The organism is Streptomyces nymphaeiformis, assembly GCF_014203895.1.
In the GTDB taxonomy this organism is placed as follows: Bacteria; Actinomycetota; Actinomycetes; order Streptomycetales; family Streptomycetaceae; genus Streptomyces; species Streptomyces nymphaeiformis.
The window spans coordinates 190,487-208,577 of record NZ_JACHJY010000006.1 but is presented as its reverse complement, the minus strand read 5'-3'; the positions used below and the strand labels follow the sequence as shown (position 1 = coordinate 208,577).

Below are 18,091 nucleotides of genomic sequence, written 5' to 3'. Positions count from 1 at the left end.
ACCAGATTCCCATTAAGGGGTCGTTCGCATGGTCGCCCTGGATCTCCCCACCCCCTCAGCCACCCGCCCCGACCGCATGACCGGCCGGATGCGGCTCGTCCTCGTCGTCCTCCTCCTCGCCCAGTTCATGCTGGCCGTCGACTTCTCGATCCTGAACGTCGCGCTGCCCGTCATCGGCCAGGGGCTCGGCTTCACCCTCGGCGGCCTCCAGTGGATCGCCACCGCCTTCGCCCTCGCCGCCGCCGGATTCACCCTCCTCTTCGGGCGTGTCGCCGACCTCGTCGGACGCCGCCGCCTCTTCCTCGGCGGCATGGCCCTCCTCGGCGTGTCCTCGCTCGCCGGAGGCCTCGCCACCGGCCCCGGGACGCTGATGGCCGCCCGCGTCGCCCAGGGCCTCGCCACCGCCGCCGTCACCCCCGCCGGGCTCTCCCTGCTCACCGCCGCCTTCCCCGAGGGCCCGCTGCGGGCCAGGGCGCTCGGCCTGAACGGCGCGCTCATGTCCGCGGGCTTCACCACCGGCGCGATCCTCGGCGGCGTCCTCACCGACCTGCTCTCCTGGCGCTGGGCCTTCCTCGTCAACGTGCCGGTGGCCCTCGCCGTCCTCCTCGTCGCCCCCGCCGTCCTGAAGGAGAGCCGTCCGGCCGTCCGGCCCCGCCTCGACGTCCCCGGCGCCGTCACCGTCACCGGAGGTCTCCTCGCCCTCGTCTACGGCCTGACCGCCACCGGCGAGCACGGCTGGACGGACCCCACGGCGCTCACCGCCCTCGCCGCCGGCGCCGCGCTCCTCACCGCCTTCGTCCTCGTCGAACGGCGGGCCGCCTCGCCCCTCGTCCCGATCCACGTCCTGAGGCGCCGCACGGTCGTCTGGGGCAACCTCGCCGGGCTCGTCGCCTTCGTCACCGAGACCTCGCTGGTCTTCCTGATGACCCTGTACCTCCAGGACGTCCTGGGCTTCTCCCCGCTCGCCGCCGGACTCTCCTTCGGCGTCCTCGGCGCCGGCACGGTCCTCGGCGGCGTGGCCGCCTCCCGCTTCATCGGCCGCTTCGGGGCCCGCGCCGCCCTGGTCTCCGGCGGGCTCCTCCAGGCCGCCGCCACCCTCGCCCTGTACGGCCTCGGCGACGACCGCGGCAGCCTCGCGCTGCTGCTCGCCGCGACCTTCGCCGGCGGCGTCGGCAACATGCTCGCGATCGTCGGCTTCATGGTCACCGCCACCTCGGGCATCCCCGACGGCGAGCAGGGCATGGCGACCGGGCTCGCGACCATGACCCAGCAGATCGGCATCACCATGGGCACGCCGGTCATGAGCGCCGTCGTCGTCACCGCGCCCGTGCTCCTCGACGGCATCGGCCGCGCGGTCCTCGTCAACGCCGCGATCGTCGCCGCCGGAGCCGTCCTGTCGGGCCTCCTCCTCCGCCGTACCTGAACGGACGTACGCGAGAGGCCGGATCCCCCGCACAAGGGATCCGGCCTCTCGTCGTGCGGCGAGGACTACGCGGGCCAGTACGACCGCGCCCAGGACCGCGGGCCCGGCCGGTGCCGTACCGACCGCGCGATGCGGGAGGGATCCGACCACCCCTCCGGTACCGCCGGGCCGCCGTCCCCGGCGGACGCCGCCGCCGTGGCCGCGGCCCGGGCTTGAACGACCGCCAGTGCGGCGGCCAACTCCTCCGGAGTCGGGTTGCCTCGTACGACCTTGATCATGTCGGCTCCTTGAGGGTCCGGAAGGGCTAGAGCGGGATGTTGCCGTGCTTCTTCGGAGGCAGGGATTCCCGCTTCGTACGGAGCTGACGCAGGCCCTTCACGATCTGCGGGCGCGTGTCCGACGGCAGGATCACGCCGTCGATGTAGCCGCGCTCGGCCGCCGTGTACGGGTTGAGCAGCGCGTCCTCGTACTCCTGCATGAGCCGCGCCCGCTCGGCCTCCTGGTCCTCCGCCTCGGCGATCGTCCGCCGGTGCAGGATGTTGACCGCGCCCTGCGCGCCCATGACCGCGATCTGGCCCGTCGGCCACGACAGGTTCAGGTCGGCGCCCAGGTGCTTGGAGCCCATGACGTCGTACGCGCCGCCGAAGGCCTTCCGGGTGATGACCGTGATCAGCGGGACCGTCGCCTCCGCGTACGCGTAGATCAGCTTCGCGCCGCGCCGGATGATGCCGCCGTACTCCTGGTCCACGCCCGGCAGGAAGCCCGGCACGTCGACGAAGGTCAGGACCGGGATGTTGAAGGCGTCGCAGGTGCGCACGAAGCGCGCGGCCTTCTCGCTCGCGTTGATGTCGAGGCAGCCCGCGAACTGCATCGGCTGGTTCGCGACCACACCGACCGGGAAGCCCTCGACGCGGCCGAAGCCCGTCAGGATGTTCGGCGCGAACAGTGCCTGCGTCTCCAGGAACTCGCCGTCGTCGAGGACGTGTTCGATGACCTTGTGCATGTCGTACGGCTGGTTCGCCGAGTCCGGGATCAGCGTGTCGAGCTCGCGGTCCTCGTCCGTCACCTCGGTCTCCGCGACCTCCGGGAAGGCCGGCGGCTCGGAGAGGTTGTTCGACGGAAGGTACGAGAGCAGGGACTTGACGTACTCGATCGCGTCCTTCTCGTCACCCGCCATGTGGTGGGCCACGCCCGAGGTCGAGTTGTGCGTCCGGGCGCCGCCCAGCTCCTCGAAGCCCACGTCCTCGCCGGTCACCGTCTTGATGACGTCGGGACCCGTGATGAACATGTGCGAGGTCTGGTCGACCATCACGGTGAAGTCGGTGATCGCGGGGGAGTACACCGCGCCGCCCGCGCAGGGGCCGACGATCAGGGAGATCTGCGGGATCACCCCGGAGGCGTGGGTGTTGCGGCGGAAGATCTCGCCGTACATGCCGAGCGCGCTCACGCCCTCCTGGATGCGGGCGCCGCCGGAGTCGTTGATGCCGATGACCGGGCAGCCGGTCTTCAGCGCGAAGTCCATCACCTTGATGATCTTCTGGCCGTACGTCTCGCCGAGGGCGCCGCCGAAGACCGTGAAGTCCTGCGAGAACACCGCCACAGGGCGGCCGTCCACCGTGCCGTAGCCGGTGACGACACCGTCTCCGTACGGCCGGTTCTTCTCCAGGCCGAAGTTCGTCGAGCGGTGCCGGGCCAGCTCGTCCAGCTCCACGAACGAACCCTCGTCCAGGAGGAGGGCGATCCGCTCGCGCGCGGTCAGCTTGCCCTTGGCGTGCTGCTTCTCCACCGCCCGCTCCGAGCCGGCGTGCGTGGCCTCGTCGATACGGCGCTTGAGGTCCGCGATCTTGCCCGCGGTCGTGTGAATGTCGATCTCGTACTGCTCTGCCGGCTCGGACATCGGGATGCGGCTCCCTGCCTGGTCACGGGGGGTTCGTGGACTACGAATGGCCTACTACTGGCCTACTGACCCGTAGCGTATCGACGGCGATACGGTTCGGCACTGCGGTCTTTGCCACACCTACTCTGGCTTGCATGACGTCCTCTCAAGACTCCGGCGGACCCTGGTCGGACCTCGACCGGCCCCCGCTGAACGCCACCGCACTGCGCCGCGCCCTCGTCGTCCCCGACGGACTGTGGACCTCGCTCGACGTGGTCACCACCACCGGCTCCACCAACAGCGACCTCGCCGCCCGGGCCGACGAACTGCCCGAGGGCGCGGTGCTCGTCGCCGAGGAGCAGACCTCGGGCCGCGGCCGCCTCGACCGCACCTGGACCGCGCCCGCCCGCTCCGGGCTCTTCCTCTCCGTGCTCCTCAAGCCCGGCGTGCCCGTCCACCGCTGGGGCTGGCTCCCGCTGCTCACCGGCGTGGCCGCCGCCACCGGCCTCGCGAAGGCCGCCGGCGTCGACACGTCCCTCAAGTGGCCCAACGACCTGCTGGTTTCCGTCGCGGGCGAGGAACGCAAGACCGGCGGCATCCTCGCCGAGCGGGCCGGGGCCGACGCCATCGTCGTCGGCCTCGGCATCAACGTCTCCCTCCGCGCGGACGAGCTGCCCGTCCCGGCGGCCGGCTCCCTGCTCCTCGCCGGCGCGGCCTCCACCGACCGCGACACCCTCCTGCGGGCCGTCCTGCGCTCCCTCGCCCAGCACTACGGCGACTGGGTACGCGCCGAGGGCGACCCCGCAGCCTCCGGCCTCCAGGCCGCCTACACGGCCGGCTGCGCCACCCTCGGCCGCCGCATCCGCGCCGAGCTCCCCGGCGAGCGCATGCTGGAAGGCGACGCCGTGGCCCTGGACGGCGACGGCCGCCTGGTCGTCGCGACGGAGGGCGGCGGCACGGAAGCGGTGGGAGCGGGCGACATCGTCCACCTGCGGACATAGGCGTGGGCCATCGTTCTGCTGCGGCGAGGGGGGTCCCCCCTGCCCGAGCGAAGCCGAGAGCTCGGGGGAGGGTGGGCACACCGGAACCCGCCGCGCGTCGCGCCCTCCAGGCCCTTCACCCGAAGGGCCCGCACTCCCGAAGGTCCGGGCGGCAGCCGTTCGCGCGTGAGCCAGCACACACCTGCCGTATCGTGGAGCGCGATCCAAGCGACAGATCGGCAGGACACGTGGGCAGGGAACGGCAGGAGGCGGCCGGTGACCGCTGACGACGCGAACAACGGCGGCACCGCCCAGCCGGCACAGCCGCCGACGTACCCCACCCCCCATCACGAGGTCGACCACACGGCCGAGCCGAGCCACGACCCCCTCGCGATCCGCCTCGAACAGCTCATCCTCGGCGCCGACCGCCGCTACACCCCCTTCCAGGCCGCCCGCACCGCCGGCGTCTCCATGGAGCTCGCCTCCCGCTTCTGGCGGGCCATGGGCTTCGCCGACATCGGCCAGGCCAAGGCGCTCACCGAGGCCGACGTGCTCGCCCTGCGGCGGCTCGCCGGTCTCGTCGAGGCGGGGCTGCTCAGCGAGCCGATGGCCGTGCAGGTGGCCCGTTCCACCGGCCAGACGACCGCCCGGTTGGCCGAGTGGCAGATCGACTCCTTCCTGGAGGGCCTCACCGAGCCGCCCGAGCCGGGCATGACCCGTACCGAGGTCACGTATCCGCTGGTCGAGCTGCTCCTGCCCGAGCTGGAGGAGTTCCTGATCTACGTGTGGCGCCGGCAGCTCGCCGCCGCCACCGGCCGGGTCGTGCAGGCCGCCGACGACGAGGAGATGGTCGACCGCAGGCTCGCCGTCGGCTTCGCGGACCTCGTCGGCTTCACCCGGCTGACCCGCCGCCTGGAGGAGGAGGAGCTCGGCGAGCTCGTCGAGGCCTTCGAGACCACCTGCGCCGACCTGGTCGCCGCGCACGGCGGGCGGCTCATCAAGACCCTCGGCGACGAGGTGCTGTACGCCGCCGACGACGCCGGCACCGCCGCCGAGATCGCCCTGCGCCTCATCGAGACGCTCAGCCACGACGAGACGATGCCCGCGCTGCGCGTCGGCATCGCCTTCGGCACCGTGACGACCCGGATGGGCGATGTCTTCGGCACCACGGTGAACCTGGCCAGCCGGCTCACCTCGATAGCCCCGAAGGACGCCGTCCTCGTCGACGGCGCCCTCGCCGAGGAGCTGACCAGGACCGGTGAGGCGCCCGCCTCGGAGGCGGAGGCGGCCGAGGAGGCGGCCCGCGCCGAGAAGGAGGGCCGCCAGGCCGCCACGTACCGCTTCGCGCTCCAGCCCATGTGGCAGCGCCCGGTCCGTGGCCTCGGCGTCGTCGAACCCTGGCTCCTGAGCCGCCGCCCGACTTAGGATCTCCCGGTGAACGCCTGTTAACACCCGTTAACAGGCCTGAACCGGGAGGGTGCGGTCATGTCCGAGCAGCGCTTTGGTGAGTTCGTGGTGGTCCGGAAGGACGGTCACGTCGCGGAGCTGGTCCTCGACCGGCCCAAGGCCATGAACGCCGTCTCCTCCGAGATGGCCCGCTCCATCGGCACCGCCTGCGGCGCCCTCGCCGCCGACCCCGAGGTCCGCGTCACCGTCCTGACCTCCTCGAACGACCGCGCCTTCTGCGTCGGCGCCGACCTCAAGGAGCGCAACTCCTTCACCGACGCCGACCTCGTCCGCCAGCGCCCGACCGCCCGCGCCGCGTACACCGGCGTCCTGGAGCTGCCGATGCCGACCGTCGCCGCCGTGCACGGCTTCGCCCTCGGCGGCGGCTTCGAGCTGGCGCTCTCCTGCGACGTCATCGTGGCCGACGCGACCACCGTCGTCGGCCTCCCCGAGGTCTCCGTGGGCGTCATCCCCGGCGGCGGCGGTACGCAGCTGCTGCCGCGCCGGGTGGGCGCGGCGCGCGCCGCCGAGCTGGTCTTCACGGCCCGCCGGGTGGAGGCGGCCGAGGCCCGCGAGCTCGGCCTCGTCGACCTCCTTGAGGAGGACGCCCGGACGGCGGCCCTGGAGCTCGCCGGGCGGATCGCGGCGAACTCGCCGGTCGGCCTGCGCGCGGCGAAGAAGGCGATGCGGCTCGGTCAGGGCCTCGACCTGCGGGCGGGCCTGGAGGTCGAGGACGCGGCCTGGCGTTCGGTGGCCTTCTCGGGCGACCGGGCCGAGGGCGTGGCGGCCTTCAACGAGAAGCGGAAGCCGAACTGGCCGGGCGAGTGACCCCGGAGCAGCCCCCGGGACGACTCCAGGGGTGAGCCCGGGGTGAGCCCGGGATTCTCGGAAGTCTCAGGAATTTTACCGTTTTATGCCAATTGTGACTTACGGTGACGTCCCGGTGGGGAAAACGGATCAAACCTCCCTAAGCTGGAGGAATGGGTGAGGACGTACGGCTGCGGGCCGTAGTGGCGCTGGCGCAGGGGATGGCGGCGGCGCACACCCCGCGCGAGTTCTGGCGGGCGGCGGCGCTCGGGGCCTGTGAGGGGCTCGACGGGACCTTCGCCGCCCTGTCCGTCTGGCAGCGGGACCACGGCCGCCTCAAGGTCCTGGTGAACGCCGGGGACCGGGCCGTGGGCGAGGAGGAGTTCCCGGACTCGGAGACGTACCCCGTGCACCAGTTCCCCGAGATCACCGAGTTCCTGCACGAGCAGTGGGCCGGCGGCGGCGAGCCCGACGCCTGGGTGGAGACCGCCGCCGACCCCGTGCCGACCGGCCGGGTGACGGGCCTGCGGCGGCGCGGGCGCGGCTGCTGCGTGGTCGCGCCGATCGTGCTCCACGGGCGCGCGTGGGGCGAGCTGTACGTGGCCAGGCCGCAAGGGGAGAAACCTTTCACCCGCGCGGACGCCGACTTCGCGACCGTCCTCGCGGCGGTCGTCGCCGCCGGCATCGCCCAGGCCGAGCGCCTGGAGGAGGTCCGCAAGCTGGCCTTCACCGATCCCCTGACGGGCCTGGCCAACCGGCGGGCCGTCGACACCCGTCTGGACGAGGCCATCGAGCGCTACCGGGCGGACGGCTCCGTCGTCAGCCTCGTGGTCTGCGACCTGAACGGTCTCAAGCGCGTCAACGACACCCACGGCCACGCCGTCGGCGACCGCCTCCTCGAACGCTTCGGCTCGGTCCTCTCCCGCTGCGGCGCCATGCTCCCCGGCGCCCTCGCGGCCCGTCTGGGCGGCGACGAGTTCTGCCTCCTGACCGTCGGCCCGACGGCGGACGAGGTCGTCGCGGTCGCCGAGGAGCTGTGCGTACGGGCGGCGGAGCTGGAGCTCGGCGAGGGCGTGGCCTGCGGGGTCGCGTCCACCGGCGACCCCATCGGGCCCCTCAGGTCGGCCCGCCGCCTCTTCCGGCTCGCCGACGCCGCCCAGTACCAGGCCAAGGCCGAACGTTCGCGGAAGCCCGTCGTCGCGGGCCGGGACGGCACGGTCATCCGCCTCGCCGACGCGCCCCCCGGAGCCCGCGACCGCCGCCGCTTCCGCGACGCGCCGACGGCGGGCCCGCGTCAGGAGGGGCCGTAGGGGGCCGTAAGGGGCCGTCCCCTGTCGGGACGGTGACGAAATCGGCTAGTGACATGCTGGTCTTCAATCCGTAGGGTGCTGAATATGGATATGCAGACAGTCGTCCTCGGCACGTCCGGCACGACCCCGCAGGACGTCATCGACGTCGCCCGCAACGGCGCCCGCGTCGAGCTGTCGACCGAGGCCGTGGCCGCCCTGGCCGCCGCCCGTGACATCGTCGACGCGCTCGCCGCCAAGCCCGAGCCCGTCTACGGGGTCTCCACCGGATTCGGCGCGCTCGCCACCCGGCACATCAGCCACGAGCTGCGCGCCCAGCTCCAGCGCAACATCGTCCGCTCGCACGCCGCCGGCATGGGCCCGCGCGTCGAGCGCGAGGTCGTGCGCGCCCTGATGTTCCTCCGCCTGAAGACCGTGGCCTCCGGCTACACCGGCGTCCGCCCCGAGGTCGCCCAGACCATGGCCGACGTCCTCAACGCCGGCATCACCCCCGTCGTCCACGAGTACGGCTCCCTCGGCTGCTCCGGCGACCTCGCCCCGCTCTCCCACTGCGCCCTCGCGCTCATGGGCGAGGGCGACGCCGAGGGCCCCGACGGCGTGGTCAAGCCCGCCGGCGAGCTCCTCGCCGCCGCCGGCATCGCGCCCGTCGAGCTCAAGGAGAAGGAGGGCCTCGCCCTCCTCAACGGCACCGACGGCATGCTCGGCATGCTGATCATGGCCCTCGCCGACCTCGACACCCTCTACAAGTCGGCCGACATCACCGCCGCGCTCTCCCTCGAAGCCCTCCTCGGCACCGAGAAGGTCCTCGAACCCGAGCTGCACACCGTCCGCCCGCACCCCGGCCAGGCCGCCTCCGCCGCCAACATGCTGGCCGTGCTCAAGGGCTCCGGCCTCACCGGCCACGCCCAGGCCGGCGAGGCCCCCCGCGTCCAGGACGCCTACTCGGTGCGCTGCGCCCCGCAGGTCGCCGGCGCCGGCCGCGACACCATGGCCCACGCCCGGCTCGTCGCCGAGCGCGAGCTCGCCGCCGCCGTCGACAACCCGATCGTGCTGCCCAGCGGCGAGGTCCGCTCCAACGGCAACTTCCACGGCGCCCCCGTCGCGTACGTCCTCGACTTCCTCGCGATCGCCGCCGCCGACCTCGGCTCCATCGCCGAGCGCCGCACCGACCGGCTCCTCGACAAGAACCGCTCGCACGGCCTCCCGCCGTTCCTCGCCGAGGACGCCGGCGTCGACTCGGGCCTGATGATCGCCCAGTACACGCAGGCCGCCCTGGTCAGCGAGATGAAGCGGCTCGCCGTCCCGGCCTCCGCCGACTCCATCCCGTCCTCCGCGATGCAGGAGGACCACGTCTCCATGGGCTGGTCCGCCGCCCGCAAGCTGCGCACGGCGATCGGCAACCTCAACCGGATCATCGCGGTCGAGATGTACGCCGCCACCCGCGGCATCGAGCTCCGCGCGGGCCTCACCCCGGCGCCCGCCTCGCAGGCGGCCATCGAGGCCCTGCGCGCGGCCGGCGTCCAGGGCCCCGGCCCGGACCGTTACCTCGCCCCCGACCTGGCGGGCGCCGACGCCTTCGTACGCGAGGGCAAGCTGGTCGCGGCCGTCGAGCCGGTCACCGGCCCGCTGGCGTAACCCCGGCGCGCACGAAAGGGCCGCCCCCGGCCTCCGGGGGCGGCCCTTCACGCGTGCGCGTACTCCGTCAGAAGGCTCGGAAGACTCAGAAGGCACGGCCCCGGCGCCGCAGCGCGAGCGCCACGAAACCCGCCCCGACCCCCAGGAACCCCGTCCCGCCGAGCAGGTACGCCGTGGTGTTCCGCCCCCCGGTCTCGGCCAGGCGCCCGTCGTCGGTGAGGGGGCCGTTCTGGGTGACCCCGATGCGTGCCCCGCCCTGCTCATCGGTGGCGTTGGCGGACGGCACGAACCACAGGGCGCACAGCAGCGTCCCCGCGGCGATGGCGGTCAGCAGTGGGCGTCGGGCGGCGGACACGGAAATTTCGATCCCCCTTGCGGAAACCGCGAATTGGTGTGTGCGTCGATGCTACGGAACACAGCGGGTCGCGGGAAAGTCGAGGCCCTCCGGCCCCCTACGCTCCGACCCATGAGCACAAGTGAGTCCACACGCTATGTCCGCCTTCGCGTCGATGTCGTCCTGGAGATCGACGCTCCCGCCGAGCTGACCGAGGCCGCCGAGGCCAAGATCGACGCCGATGAGTTCATGCCCGAGGAGGAGCGGGTGCAGGCGCGCGAGGCCGCGCGCGAGGACAGCGCCGAGGCGCTCGCCTACCTCGTCGAGCCCTTCGACCTGATCCGCGACGTCCCCGGGATCGAGATGGTCCAGGCGTCCTGGAGCACCGAGGAGGTCGATTACGACCCCGATGCGCTGGAGTGGGACCTCGGCGAGGAAAATGAGGGCGAGGAAGACGACGACCGGCCGTAAGAGGCGGGCATCCGCACGCGGCGCGGGCCCCGGGACGCCGCTCCCGGGGCCTTTTCACGGCTTTTCCGTGACCCCGGGAACCGGAAGCCCGGCACGCGCGTGTGGATCTGTGGTGTTCCCCGTGGATCAGTGGCATTGCCCACAAACGCTCCGGACACGGAACCGGACGGGGTGTCATGGGCGTTCATAGAAGAAGTTGGCAGGGAACCGGCGACGATGGAGAAGCGTGTGATGACGGTCGGCAAGCGCCGCAGGAGCCTGGCGGCGGCCGCCGCGGTGCTCGGTGGCGTACTCGTGCTCTCGGCGTGCAACGACGGGGACAAGGGCGGTAGCGCCTCCGGTTCCGCGACGCAGCAGTCACAGGCCCAGGTCGACGAGGCGGCCGCGCAGAAGACCTCCAAGGCGCAGATCACCATCTCGCCGAAGAACGGCGCGCAGAACGCCTCCATCAACAACGACGCCAAGGTCTCCGTGACCGAGGGCAAGCTGACGTCGGTCACCATGACCTCCGCCGAGGGCGTCGAGGTCAAGGGCGACATAGCGGCCGACGGGCTCAGCTGGAAGCCGAGCGGGCCGCTCAAGCGCGCCACGGTCTACAAGATCGCGGCCACCGCCACCGACGCGGAAGGCCTCGAGGCCCACGAGAACTCCTCGTTCACCACGGTCTCCCAGGCCAACAGCTTCATCGGCAACTTCACGCCCGAGGACGGCTCGACCGTCGGCGTCGGCATGCCGGTCTCGATCAACTTCAACAAGGCGATCACCGACAAGAAGGCCGTCCAGGGCGGCATCACGGTCTCCTCCAGCTCCGGCCAGGAGGTCGTCGGGCACTGGTTCAACTCGACGCGTCTCGACTTCCGTCCCGACGCGTACTGGACCGAGGGCTCGACCGTCACCCTGAAGCTCGACCTCGACGGCGTCGAGGGCGCGGACGGCGTCTTCGGCGTCCAGCAGAAGACCGTCACCTTCAAGATCGGCCGCAACCAGGTCTCGACCGTCGACGTCGCCACCAAGACCATGACGGTCAAGCAGGACGGCAAGACGATCAAGACCATCCCGATCTCCGCAGGCTCCCCGGAGAACACCACCTACAACGGTCAGATGGTGATCTCCGAGAAGTTCAAGGAGACCCGGATGAACGGCGCCACCGTCGGCTTCACCGACGACGACGGCAAGGGCGAGTACGACATCAAGGACGTGCCGCACGCCATGCGCCTGTCCACCTCGGGCACCTTCATCCACGGCAACTACTGGGGCGCGCGGTCGATCTTCGGCAACGTGAACACCAGCCACGGCTGCGTCGGCCTCGCCGACGTCAAGGGCGCCGGCGACCCGAACCAGACGGCCGCCTGGCTCTTCGACAACTCGATGATCGGCGACGTCGTCATCGTCAAGAACTCCAACGACAAGACGATCAAGCCGGACAACGGCCTCAACGGCTGGAACATGTCCTGGTCGGAGTGGAAGGACGGCTCGGCCGTCTGATCCGCACGCACGTGACGAGGGCCCCCTCCCGCACCGGGAGGGGGCCCTCCGTCATTCCCGTACGTCCACGGGCTCGTCCACACCCCACTGCGCGAGCAGCCGCAGCGCGTCCGCCGAGGGCGTCCCCGGCTCCGCGTGGTACGTCACGAGCACCAGGTCCGGATCGTCCCCGGCCACCTTCAACGACTCGTACGACAGCGTCATCTCGCCCACCAGCGGATGCCGCAGCCGCTTCTGTCCGTGCCCCTTGTCGGCCACCGTGTGCGCCGCCCACAGCGAGCGGAACTCCTCGCTGCGCACCGACAGCTCGCCGACCAGCGCGAGCAGCTCCTTGTCGTCCGGGTAGCACCCCGCGTACAGCCGCAGCGTGCTGACGACCTCGACCGCCTTGCACTCCCAGTCGACGTAGAGGTCGCGCGCGTTCGGTTCGAGGAAGATCATCCGGGCCATGTTCCGGTCGCCCGGCTCCCACGCCTCGAAATCGCCCATCAGGGCCCGTGCCATCCGGTTCCAGGCCAGGATGTCGCCCCGGCGGCCCAGCACGAAGGCGGGCAGCCCGTCCATCGCGTCCAGGAGGTACTGGAGCCCCGGCCGCACCCGCTGCGGACGGGCGATCGCCGCCCGCTGCCGCTTCTTCACCGTCGGCTTCGCCAGATGCGTCAGATGCGCCCGCTCGGTGTCGCTCAGCCGCAGCGCCCGCGCGATGGAGTCGAGCACCTCCATGGACACGTTCCGCCCGTTGCCCTGTTCGAGCCGGGTGTAGTACGCCACGGACACCCCCGCCAGCTGCGCCAGCTCCTCGCGGCGCAGCCCCGGCACCCGCCGGTGCCGCCCGAACTCGGGCAGGCCCACGTCCTGCGGCTTCAGCCGGGCCCTCCGGGAGCGCAGGAATTCGCTGAGTTCGGCACTGAGGTCCATACCGCCCCATTATCGCCGCCGGGCCGCGCGGACGGACGTACGTTCCTGACCCTGCCAGTGGTAGGCACGCCGGTCGTAGGCAGAACAGGTGGCTGGGTACGGTCCTCGCGCCCCGGCACGCTGGACGCATGACCACGAACGCGACCACCGTCCCCGCGTACGCCGCACCCGCCGCCAACGCCCCGCTGGAGCGCACCACCGTGCCGCGCCGGCCCGTCGGCGAGCACGACGTCCTCATCGAGATCAAGTACGCCGGAATCTGCCACTCCGACATCCACCAGGCCACCAACGGCTGGGGCGAGGGCATCTTCCCGATGGTCCCCGGCCACGAGATCGCCGGCATCGTCACCGAGGTCGGCCCGGGTGTCACCCAGCACGAGGTCGGCGACCGGGTCGGCGTCGGCTGCTTCGTCGACTCCTGCCGCGCGTGCGAGTACTGCGAGCGCGGCCTGGAGCAGTACTGCGTGAACGGCATGACCGGCACGTACAACGCCCTCGACAAGAACGGCGAGCCGACCTACGGCGGCTACTCGACCCACATCGTCGTCGACGAGAACTACACCCTGCGCATCCCCGAGGGCATCGGCCTCGACGAGGCCGCCCCGCTGCTCTGCGCCGGCATCACCCTCTACTCGCCGCTCGCCCACTGGCAGGCCGGCCCCGGCAAGAAGGTCGCGATCGTCGGCCTCGGCGGCCTCGGCCACATGGGCGTCAAGATCGCCCACGCCCTCGGCGCCGAGGTGACGGTCCTCAGCCAGTCGCTGCGCAAGCAGGAGGACGGCCTCAAGCTGGGCGCCGACCACTTCCACGCGACCTCCGACCCGGAGACCTTCACGAAGCTCGCCGGCACCTTCGACCTGGTGATCTCCACGGTCTCCGCGCCGCTCGACTTCGACGCCTACCTGAGCCTGGTCAAGACGGACGGCGCCCTGGTGAACGTCGGCGCCCCGGAGGAGCCCGTCAAGGTCGGCCTCTTCTCCCTCATCGGCGGCCGCAAGACCCTCGCCGGTTCGATGATCGGCGGCATCGCCGAGACCCAGGAGATGCTCGACTTCTGCGCCGAGCACGGCCTGGGCGCCGAGATCGAACTGATCCGCGCCGACCAGATCAACGAGGCCTACGCGCGCGTCCTGAAGAGCGACGTCCGCTACCGCTTCGTCATCGACACGGCGACGATCTGACGCACGGCCGCCGGGGGATGACGTCCGGGGTAATCGACCCGTACGCCGTCCCCCGGCACGCTGTTCCCATGACCGCATACGCCATCGGAAACCTGCACCCGAAGCCCGTCCTCGACGACGAGGTCTTCGTCTACATGGAGCGCATCCAGGCCACCCTCGACCCCTTCGGCGGCCGCTTCCTCGTCCATGGCGCCCCCGCCCGCGAGGTCCGCGAGGGCACCTGGCCCGGCGCCGTCGTCATCATCGGCTTCCCCACGTACGAGGCAGCCCGGTCCTGGTACGACTCGGCCCCCTACCAGGCCCTGATCCCCCTCCGCACCCGCCACATGACGGGCGACGTCCTCCTGATCGACGGGACCCCGGAGAACTACGACCCGGCCCGGACGGCGGCGTCCCTGCGGGCCGCGAAGGCATCCGCGGCGGACGATGTCCAACCTGACAAAGATTGACGCGTGTGCCCGACCTATGCCGCGACACCGCGTAGCATCGGCTGATTAACGGGGAGGACGTAGGGGGCGTATTGCTGTCCGCCGGAATGTTTCGTGGCATCAACGACCTGAGCGGCCGCATGCTCGAGTTGTACAAGATGCGACGCGACGGAAGCTACTTCGACCAGCAGCAGTTTCTTCACATGCTGCGCGAGGAAGAGGCCGCGACCGCGGAGAACAGGGCCGTCGAACGTGAGGGTCGGGCCTTTTCGGTACGGGCCGAGGAGGCGGAGCGCGCCAACGAGTACGAAATAGCCCGGGACTGGCGGCAGGCCCAGATCAGCGTCCATGTGAAAGCAGAACAGGACCGGCTGGACCGGGGATTTGAGAATTCTCCGTTCTCGTATTCTCCGGAAGAGCTGCACGACCTCGTGTCGGAACAGTCGGGTGGCGGATCTCGGCCCGTGCTGCTGGTAGCCCCCTACTTCGACGACGAGAAGAACAGCGCAGGAAACGACGACGGTCCACAGGCCTTCCGGGTCGCGATCAGACGGGCGTGGCTGAACTCCCCCTGGGCGGGTGATGTCGCCTGTTTCGACGGGGCCATGAAACGACCGCTGCGTAATGCGGACGCCGACATCCTGCTCCTGCAGCGGGCGCTCCGGGACCTGCCGGTCATTCTCGTCTACGGGGATGTGCAGACGGGGCGCAGGGTCTGGCCGACCCTCGTCGCGTGGAACATGGTCGAAGCACAGGACTTCCGGTCCATCCACATCAACTTCCCGCACCTCTCGCTCCCGGTGGAGTCTGCGGACGAGGAGGCTCGCCGTTCCAGCAGACTCGCCTTCGAGGACGAGCTGGGGGAGTCGACCGCGGTCACGGTCGCCGTTCTCGCGGAGTGGTTCCATCTGGCTCGGTACGGGCGGCGGCCACGTCTTCACGAAACCCTTCCGGCGGACCGCGGACTGGAGCGGCGGGCCGCGGCGCTCGGCCTCACGGCGGCCTACGAGGTCGCCGTCGACCGAGGTCGTATCTCCGTGCACGAGGCCAGGGTCGAACAGGCCGCGCTGTTCCGGGCGGCAGGACTGCACGGTGAAGCCAGAAGCGCGGCCATGAGCGTCATCGCTCCCGGCGCGGCCGAGTACGCGGAGCGCCTGACCCCCGATGTCCTGCGCCGACTGCGCGATGTCGTCGCGGAGGTCGGGACTCCGGACCAGGCCGCGGCGGCGGGTCGGCTTCTGGAAGATGCCGCACGTCGTTCGACGATGCGGTCGCTTGGATGGTGACACTGTGAAGAAGCAGAAGGTGGCTGTGGCCATCGACTTCGGTACTCATGGCACGGGCTACGCATGGGCTCTGATCGATGACGACAAGCGGCAGGTTCATCCGTACATGCGCTGGAAGGATCAGCCCGCCCCCACCGCGAAGAACCTCACGGCGCTTCTTCTCGACAGCGAGGGTGACGTGCTCGCCTGGGGGTACGAAGCGCGTCGCCGCTTCAACTCGCGCTCCGCCGGCCCTGACGTCCGGTATTTGAAGGCGTTCAAGATGTCTCTCGCGCCCGCGTCGACCGAGGGCATGGAAGTCGGCGAACTGACCGCGACGTCCCTCTCCGCCGATGAGGCGAAGAACCTCGTCACCCTCTATCTGAAGCAGATCTTCCGCCTGGCCGTCGAGGAGGTCGCCGCGAGCGGCTTCACCGAGGAGGAGATCCGGTGGTGTCTCACCGTTCCCGCCATCTGGGGAGACTACGAGAAGCAGCTGATGAGGGAGGCGGCGGTCGCCGCGGGACTGCCGGACGACCCGAAACGACTACTGCTCGCCTACGAGCCTGAAGTAGCGGCCCACCATGCCAGGGTATCGGGCGCCCGTACGGCTCAGTTCACCGGGAAGAGGCCGAGCCTCATGTCGGTGGGGTCCCGTTTTCTGGTCGCCGACTGCGGTGGTGGAACGGTCGACATCACCGCGTACCGTGCCGTGTCCGGTAACAAGCTCGAGGAGATCGGGCGGGAGTGCGGCGGGAAATTCGGTTCGGAATATGTGAATCAGGCCTTTCTGGAGAAGGTGCTCGTTCCGCGCTTCGGCTCCTACGATGCGATCGACCGCATCAATGATCAGCAGCCGGCCGCCCTGCTGGGGATCATCGAAAAATGGGAGGAAGCGAAGCTTCACTTTTCAGCCGAGCATGACGACGAGATCATCATTTCGATTCCGGTGAGCATCGACCGTTGCCTGGATGAGGAGTCGCGGAAGTCGCTCGCGGAGCTGCAAGATGGTGTCACCGATGAGATCGTCATCACTGCAAAGGAGGCGCAAGAGCTCTTCGAGGAGGTTGTCCCAGGAATTTTGTCCCTCGTGGACAAGCAGCTCGGCGAGATGCGGAGTCAGCGCAGAAACGCGCCGGGCAAAGAGCTCGTGGTCCTGGTCGGTGGCTTCGGCAACTCGCCTTACCTTCGGCAAAGGCTGCAGCAGCACCTCGAAGGGCGGGCCGACTTGCTCGTCCCGCCCGACCCGCAGGCGGCGGTTCTCTTCGGTGCGGTCCACTACGCATGCAGCCCGCAGATCCGGGCCAGGCGGGCGCGGATGACCTACGGGATCGCCTCAACCACTCGATTCCGGCCGGGCGTCGATCCTGAGGAATACAGATACGAGGGCCCCGATTACCCGCTGTGCCGAAATCGGTTCTCCGTGTACGTGCGTGGTGGTGAATCGATTCCTGTGGGGAATTGGGTGACCCGTGGTCAATGGCCGATCTGGCCGGATCAGGACGCCATGTCGTTGGTTGTTTACGCAGCTCGTGAGGGGTATCCCCAGTACGTCACGGACAAGGGGTCCCAGAAGATCGGCAGTCTCCGAGTGGACCTGTCATCGGTCATGCACCTGCCGCTCAGTCGGCGGAAGGTTCAGGTGTCCCTGCAGTTCGGCGAGACGGAGATCCAGGTCACCGCCGTCCTGCAGGAGTCGGGTGAGAAGGTCGAGGCGGTTCTGGACTTCGAGCCGCTGAGCTGAGCAGGGGGAATCGTGCACGAGGAGACACGAGGGCCGGACGGGCGGTTCAGCCGGCTCGAAGCGATGCTGGACTCGGTGGTCGGAGATACGACGGAACTCCGTGCGTACATCGGCTCCGTGCAGGCGGAGGTCGAGGAACTGCGCCAGACCGTAGCCGGGTTGGAAGCGCGCCTCGATCTCGTGGTGGCGAGCTGGACGGCTTTCCGGACCGACCTCGACACGGAGGAGGCCGAGTCGCACCGGACCCTGGCAGACCGCTATGTCAATTTCGTGGAGCAGAGCCTCTACGGCGTCGCCCGGAAGGCCGTGAAGGAGAAGCACGGTGACATCCCGCCCGACAGGACGGCTCGTATGGTGGCGGGGCTGTGCAGCGAACTGTTCGGACGGGCCGATGTCAGCGAGCGGCGCGTCCGTCGCATCCTGGGGGTCAGGGCGGACCACGAGCTGGCTCAGACCGTCCAGAGGCTGGTGACACAGGCGCGAGGGATCGTGGCCGAGTCGGTTCGCATGAAGACCAGAGGATTCTGGGAGTTCGATCACATTCCGGGTGCTCCGCTGGACGAGAGCCGCCAGCAGGCGTGGGCGAGGTGTGACGAGTCGGACCCGGTGGAGTTCGTGGTGGCGCCGGCATACGTGGCCGGGGGTACGACCTACTCTCGGCAGCGCGTGCGGACATCGGCTTCCTGAACCGTCGGGTCCGATCGATGAGATCGGACCCGACGGGAAGGCGGCCCGGCTGCCTATGGCGTCCTACTCGGCCTTCGCGACGCCGATCGGACAAGTCACGCGCG

Annotated in this window: 17 protein-coding genes; 13 read left to right on the top strand and 4 right to left on the bottom strand. The window is 70.4% G+C overall.

The window, feature by feature from the left end; genetic code table 11:
• Nucleotides 1–28: 28 nt before the first annotated feature.
• Nucleotides 29–1,423 (top strand): MFS transporter, encoded by a 1,395-nt coding sequence (locus GGE06_RS21515; protein ID WP_184931484.1) that lies wholly within the window; start codon nucleotides 29–31, stop codon nucleotides 1,421–1,423.
• A gap of 65 nt (nucleotides 1,424–1,488) precedes the next feature.
• Here GGE06_RS21515 and GGE06_RS21510 read toward each other — a convergent pair whose 3' ends face one another.
• Complete coding sequence (locus tag GGE06_RS21510; RefSeq protein WP_116159177.1) at nucleotides 1,489–1,701, bottom strand: acyl-CoA carboxylase subunit epsilon; 213 nt, start codon at nucleotides 1,699–1,701, stop codon at nucleotides 1,489–1,491.
• A gap of 26 nt (nucleotides 1,702–1,727) precedes the next feature.
• A complete protein-coding gene (locus GGE06_RS21505) occupies nucleotides 1,728–3,320 on the bottom strand; it encodes an acyl-CoA carboxylase subunit beta (protein WP_116159176.1) in 1,593 nt (530 codons plus the stop codon).
• A 134-nt stretch (nucleotides 3,321–3,454) separates the two neighbouring features.
• Here GGE06_RS21505 and GGE06_RS21500 point away from each other — a divergent pair, with 134 nt between their 5' ends.
• From GGE06_RS21500 to hutH, 5 genes are all read left to right on the top strand, one after another.
• Complete coding sequence (locus GGE06_RS21500; RefSeq protein WP_184931483.1) at nucleotides 3,455–4,300, top strand: biotin--[acetyl-CoA-carboxylase] ligase; 846 nt, start codon at nucleotides 3,455–3,457, stop codon at nucleotides 4,298–4,300.
• Between the two features lie 255 nt (nucleotides 4,301–4,555).
• Entirely contained in the window at nucleotides 4,556–5,704 is a 1,149-nt protein-coding gene (locus tag GGE06_RS21495; RefSeq protein ID WP_116159174.1) for an adenylate/guanylate cyclase domain-containing protein, read from the top strand.
• A gap of 60 nt (nucleotides 5,705–5,764) precedes the next feature.
• Nucleotides 5,765–6,553, top strand: a complete 789-nt coding sequence (locus GGE06_RS21490) for an enoyl-CoA hydratase/isomerase family protein (RefSeq protein WP_116159173.1) — start codon at nucleotides 5,765–5,767, stop codon at nucleotides 6,551–6,553.
• A 152-nt stretch (nucleotides 6,554–6,705) separates the two neighbouring features.
• Nucleotides 6,706–7,842 (top strand): GGDEF domain-containing protein, encoded by a 1,137-nt coding sequence (locus GGE06_RS21485; protein ID WP_116159172.1) that lies wholly within the window; start codon nucleotides 6,706–6,708, stop codon nucleotides 7,840–7,842.
• 90 nt (nucleotides 7,843–7,932) lie between these two features.
• Nucleotides 7,933–9,474: a histidine ammonia-lyase gene (hutH, locus tag GGE06_RS21480; RefSeq protein ID WP_116159171.1), complete on the top strand. Its 1,542-nt coding sequence runs from the start codon at nucleotides 7,933–7,935 to the stop codon at nucleotides 9,472–9,474.
• 85 nt (nucleotides 9,475–9,559) lie between these two features.
• Here hutH and GGE06_RS21475 read toward each other — a convergent pair whose 3' ends face one another.
• Nucleotides 9,560–9,829: an LPXTG cell wall anchor domain-containing protein gene (locus GGE06_RS21475; protein WP_116159170.1), complete on the bottom strand. Its 270-nt coding sequence runs from the start codon at nucleotides 9,827–9,829 to the stop codon at nucleotides 9,560–9,562.
• Nucleotides 9,830–9,940: 111 nt separating this feature from the next.
• On the opposite strand from GGE06_RS21475, the gene GGE06_RS21470 reads away from it, so the two are divergent.
• Entirely contained in the window at nucleotides 9,941–10,279 is a 339-nt protein-coding gene (locus GGE06_RS21470; RefSeq protein WP_116159169.1) for a hypothetical protein, read from the top strand.
• A 216-nt stretch (nucleotides 10,280–10,495) separates the two neighbouring features.
• On the top strand, nucleotides 10,496–11,764 hold the full coding sequence (locus GGE06_RS21465; protein WP_184931482.1) for a L,D-transpeptidase: 1,269 nt from the start codon (nucleotides 10,496–10,498) through the stop codon (nucleotides 11,762–11,764).
• Between the two features lie 51 nt (nucleotides 11,765–11,815).
• On the opposite strand, the gene GGE06_RS21460 is transcribed toward GGE06_RS21465, so the two are convergent.
• Nucleotides 11,816–12,682, bottom strand: coding sequence for a helix-turn-helix domain-containing protein (locus tag GGE06_RS21460; RefSeq protein ID WP_116159167.1), 867 nt, complete (start codon nucleotides 12,680–12,682; stop codon nucleotides 11,816–11,818).
• A 128-nt stretch (nucleotides 12,683–12,810) separates the two neighbouring features.
• Here GGE06_RS21460 and GGE06_RS21455 point away from each other — a divergent pair, with 128 nt between their 5' ends.
• The 5 genes from GGE06_RS21455 to GGE06_RS21435 all read left to right on the top strand — a co-directional run bounded on the left by GGE06_RS21455 (nucleotide 12,811) and on the right by GGE06_RS21435 (nucleotide 17,987).
• Nucleotides 12,811–13,863: an NAD(P)-dependent alcohol dehydrogenase gene (locus GGE06_RS21455; RefSeq protein ID WP_116159166.1), complete on the top strand. Its 1,053-nt coding sequence runs from the start codon at nucleotides 12,811–12,813 to the stop codon at nucleotides 13,861–13,863.
• Between the two features lie 68 nt (nucleotides 13,864–13,931).
• Nucleotides 13,932–14,312 carry a DUF1330 domain-containing protein gene (locus GGE06_RS21450; protein WP_184931481.1) on the top strand — a complete coding sequence of 127 codons (381 nt, stop codon included), beginning with the start codon at nucleotides 13,932–13,934 and terminating at the stop codon, nucleotides 14,310–14,312.
• 86 nt (nucleotides 14,313–14,398) lie between these two features.
• Nucleotides 14,399–15,577, top strand: a complete 1,179-nt coding sequence (locus GGE06_RS21445; protein WP_181924534.1) for a hypothetical protein — start codon at nucleotides 14,399–14,401, stop codon at nucleotides 15,575–15,577.
• A 4-nt stretch (nucleotides 15,578–15,581) separates the two neighbouring features.
• Complete coding sequence (locus GGE06_RS21440; RefSeq protein ID WP_184931480.1) at nucleotides 15,582–17,300, top strand: Hsp70 family protein; 1,719 nt, start codon at nucleotides 15,582–15,584, stop codon at nucleotides 17,298–17,300.
• A 12-nt stretch (nucleotides 17,301–17,312) separates the two neighbouring features.
• Nucleotides 17,313–17,987 carry a hypothetical protein gene (locus tag GGE06_RS21435; RefSeq protein ID WP_116159163.1) on the top strand — a complete coding sequence of 225 codons (675 nt, stop codon included), beginning with the start codon at nucleotides 17,313–17,315 and terminating at the stop codon, nucleotides 17,985–17,987.
• The last annotated feature ends 104 nt before the right edge of the window (nucleotides 17,988–18,091 follow it).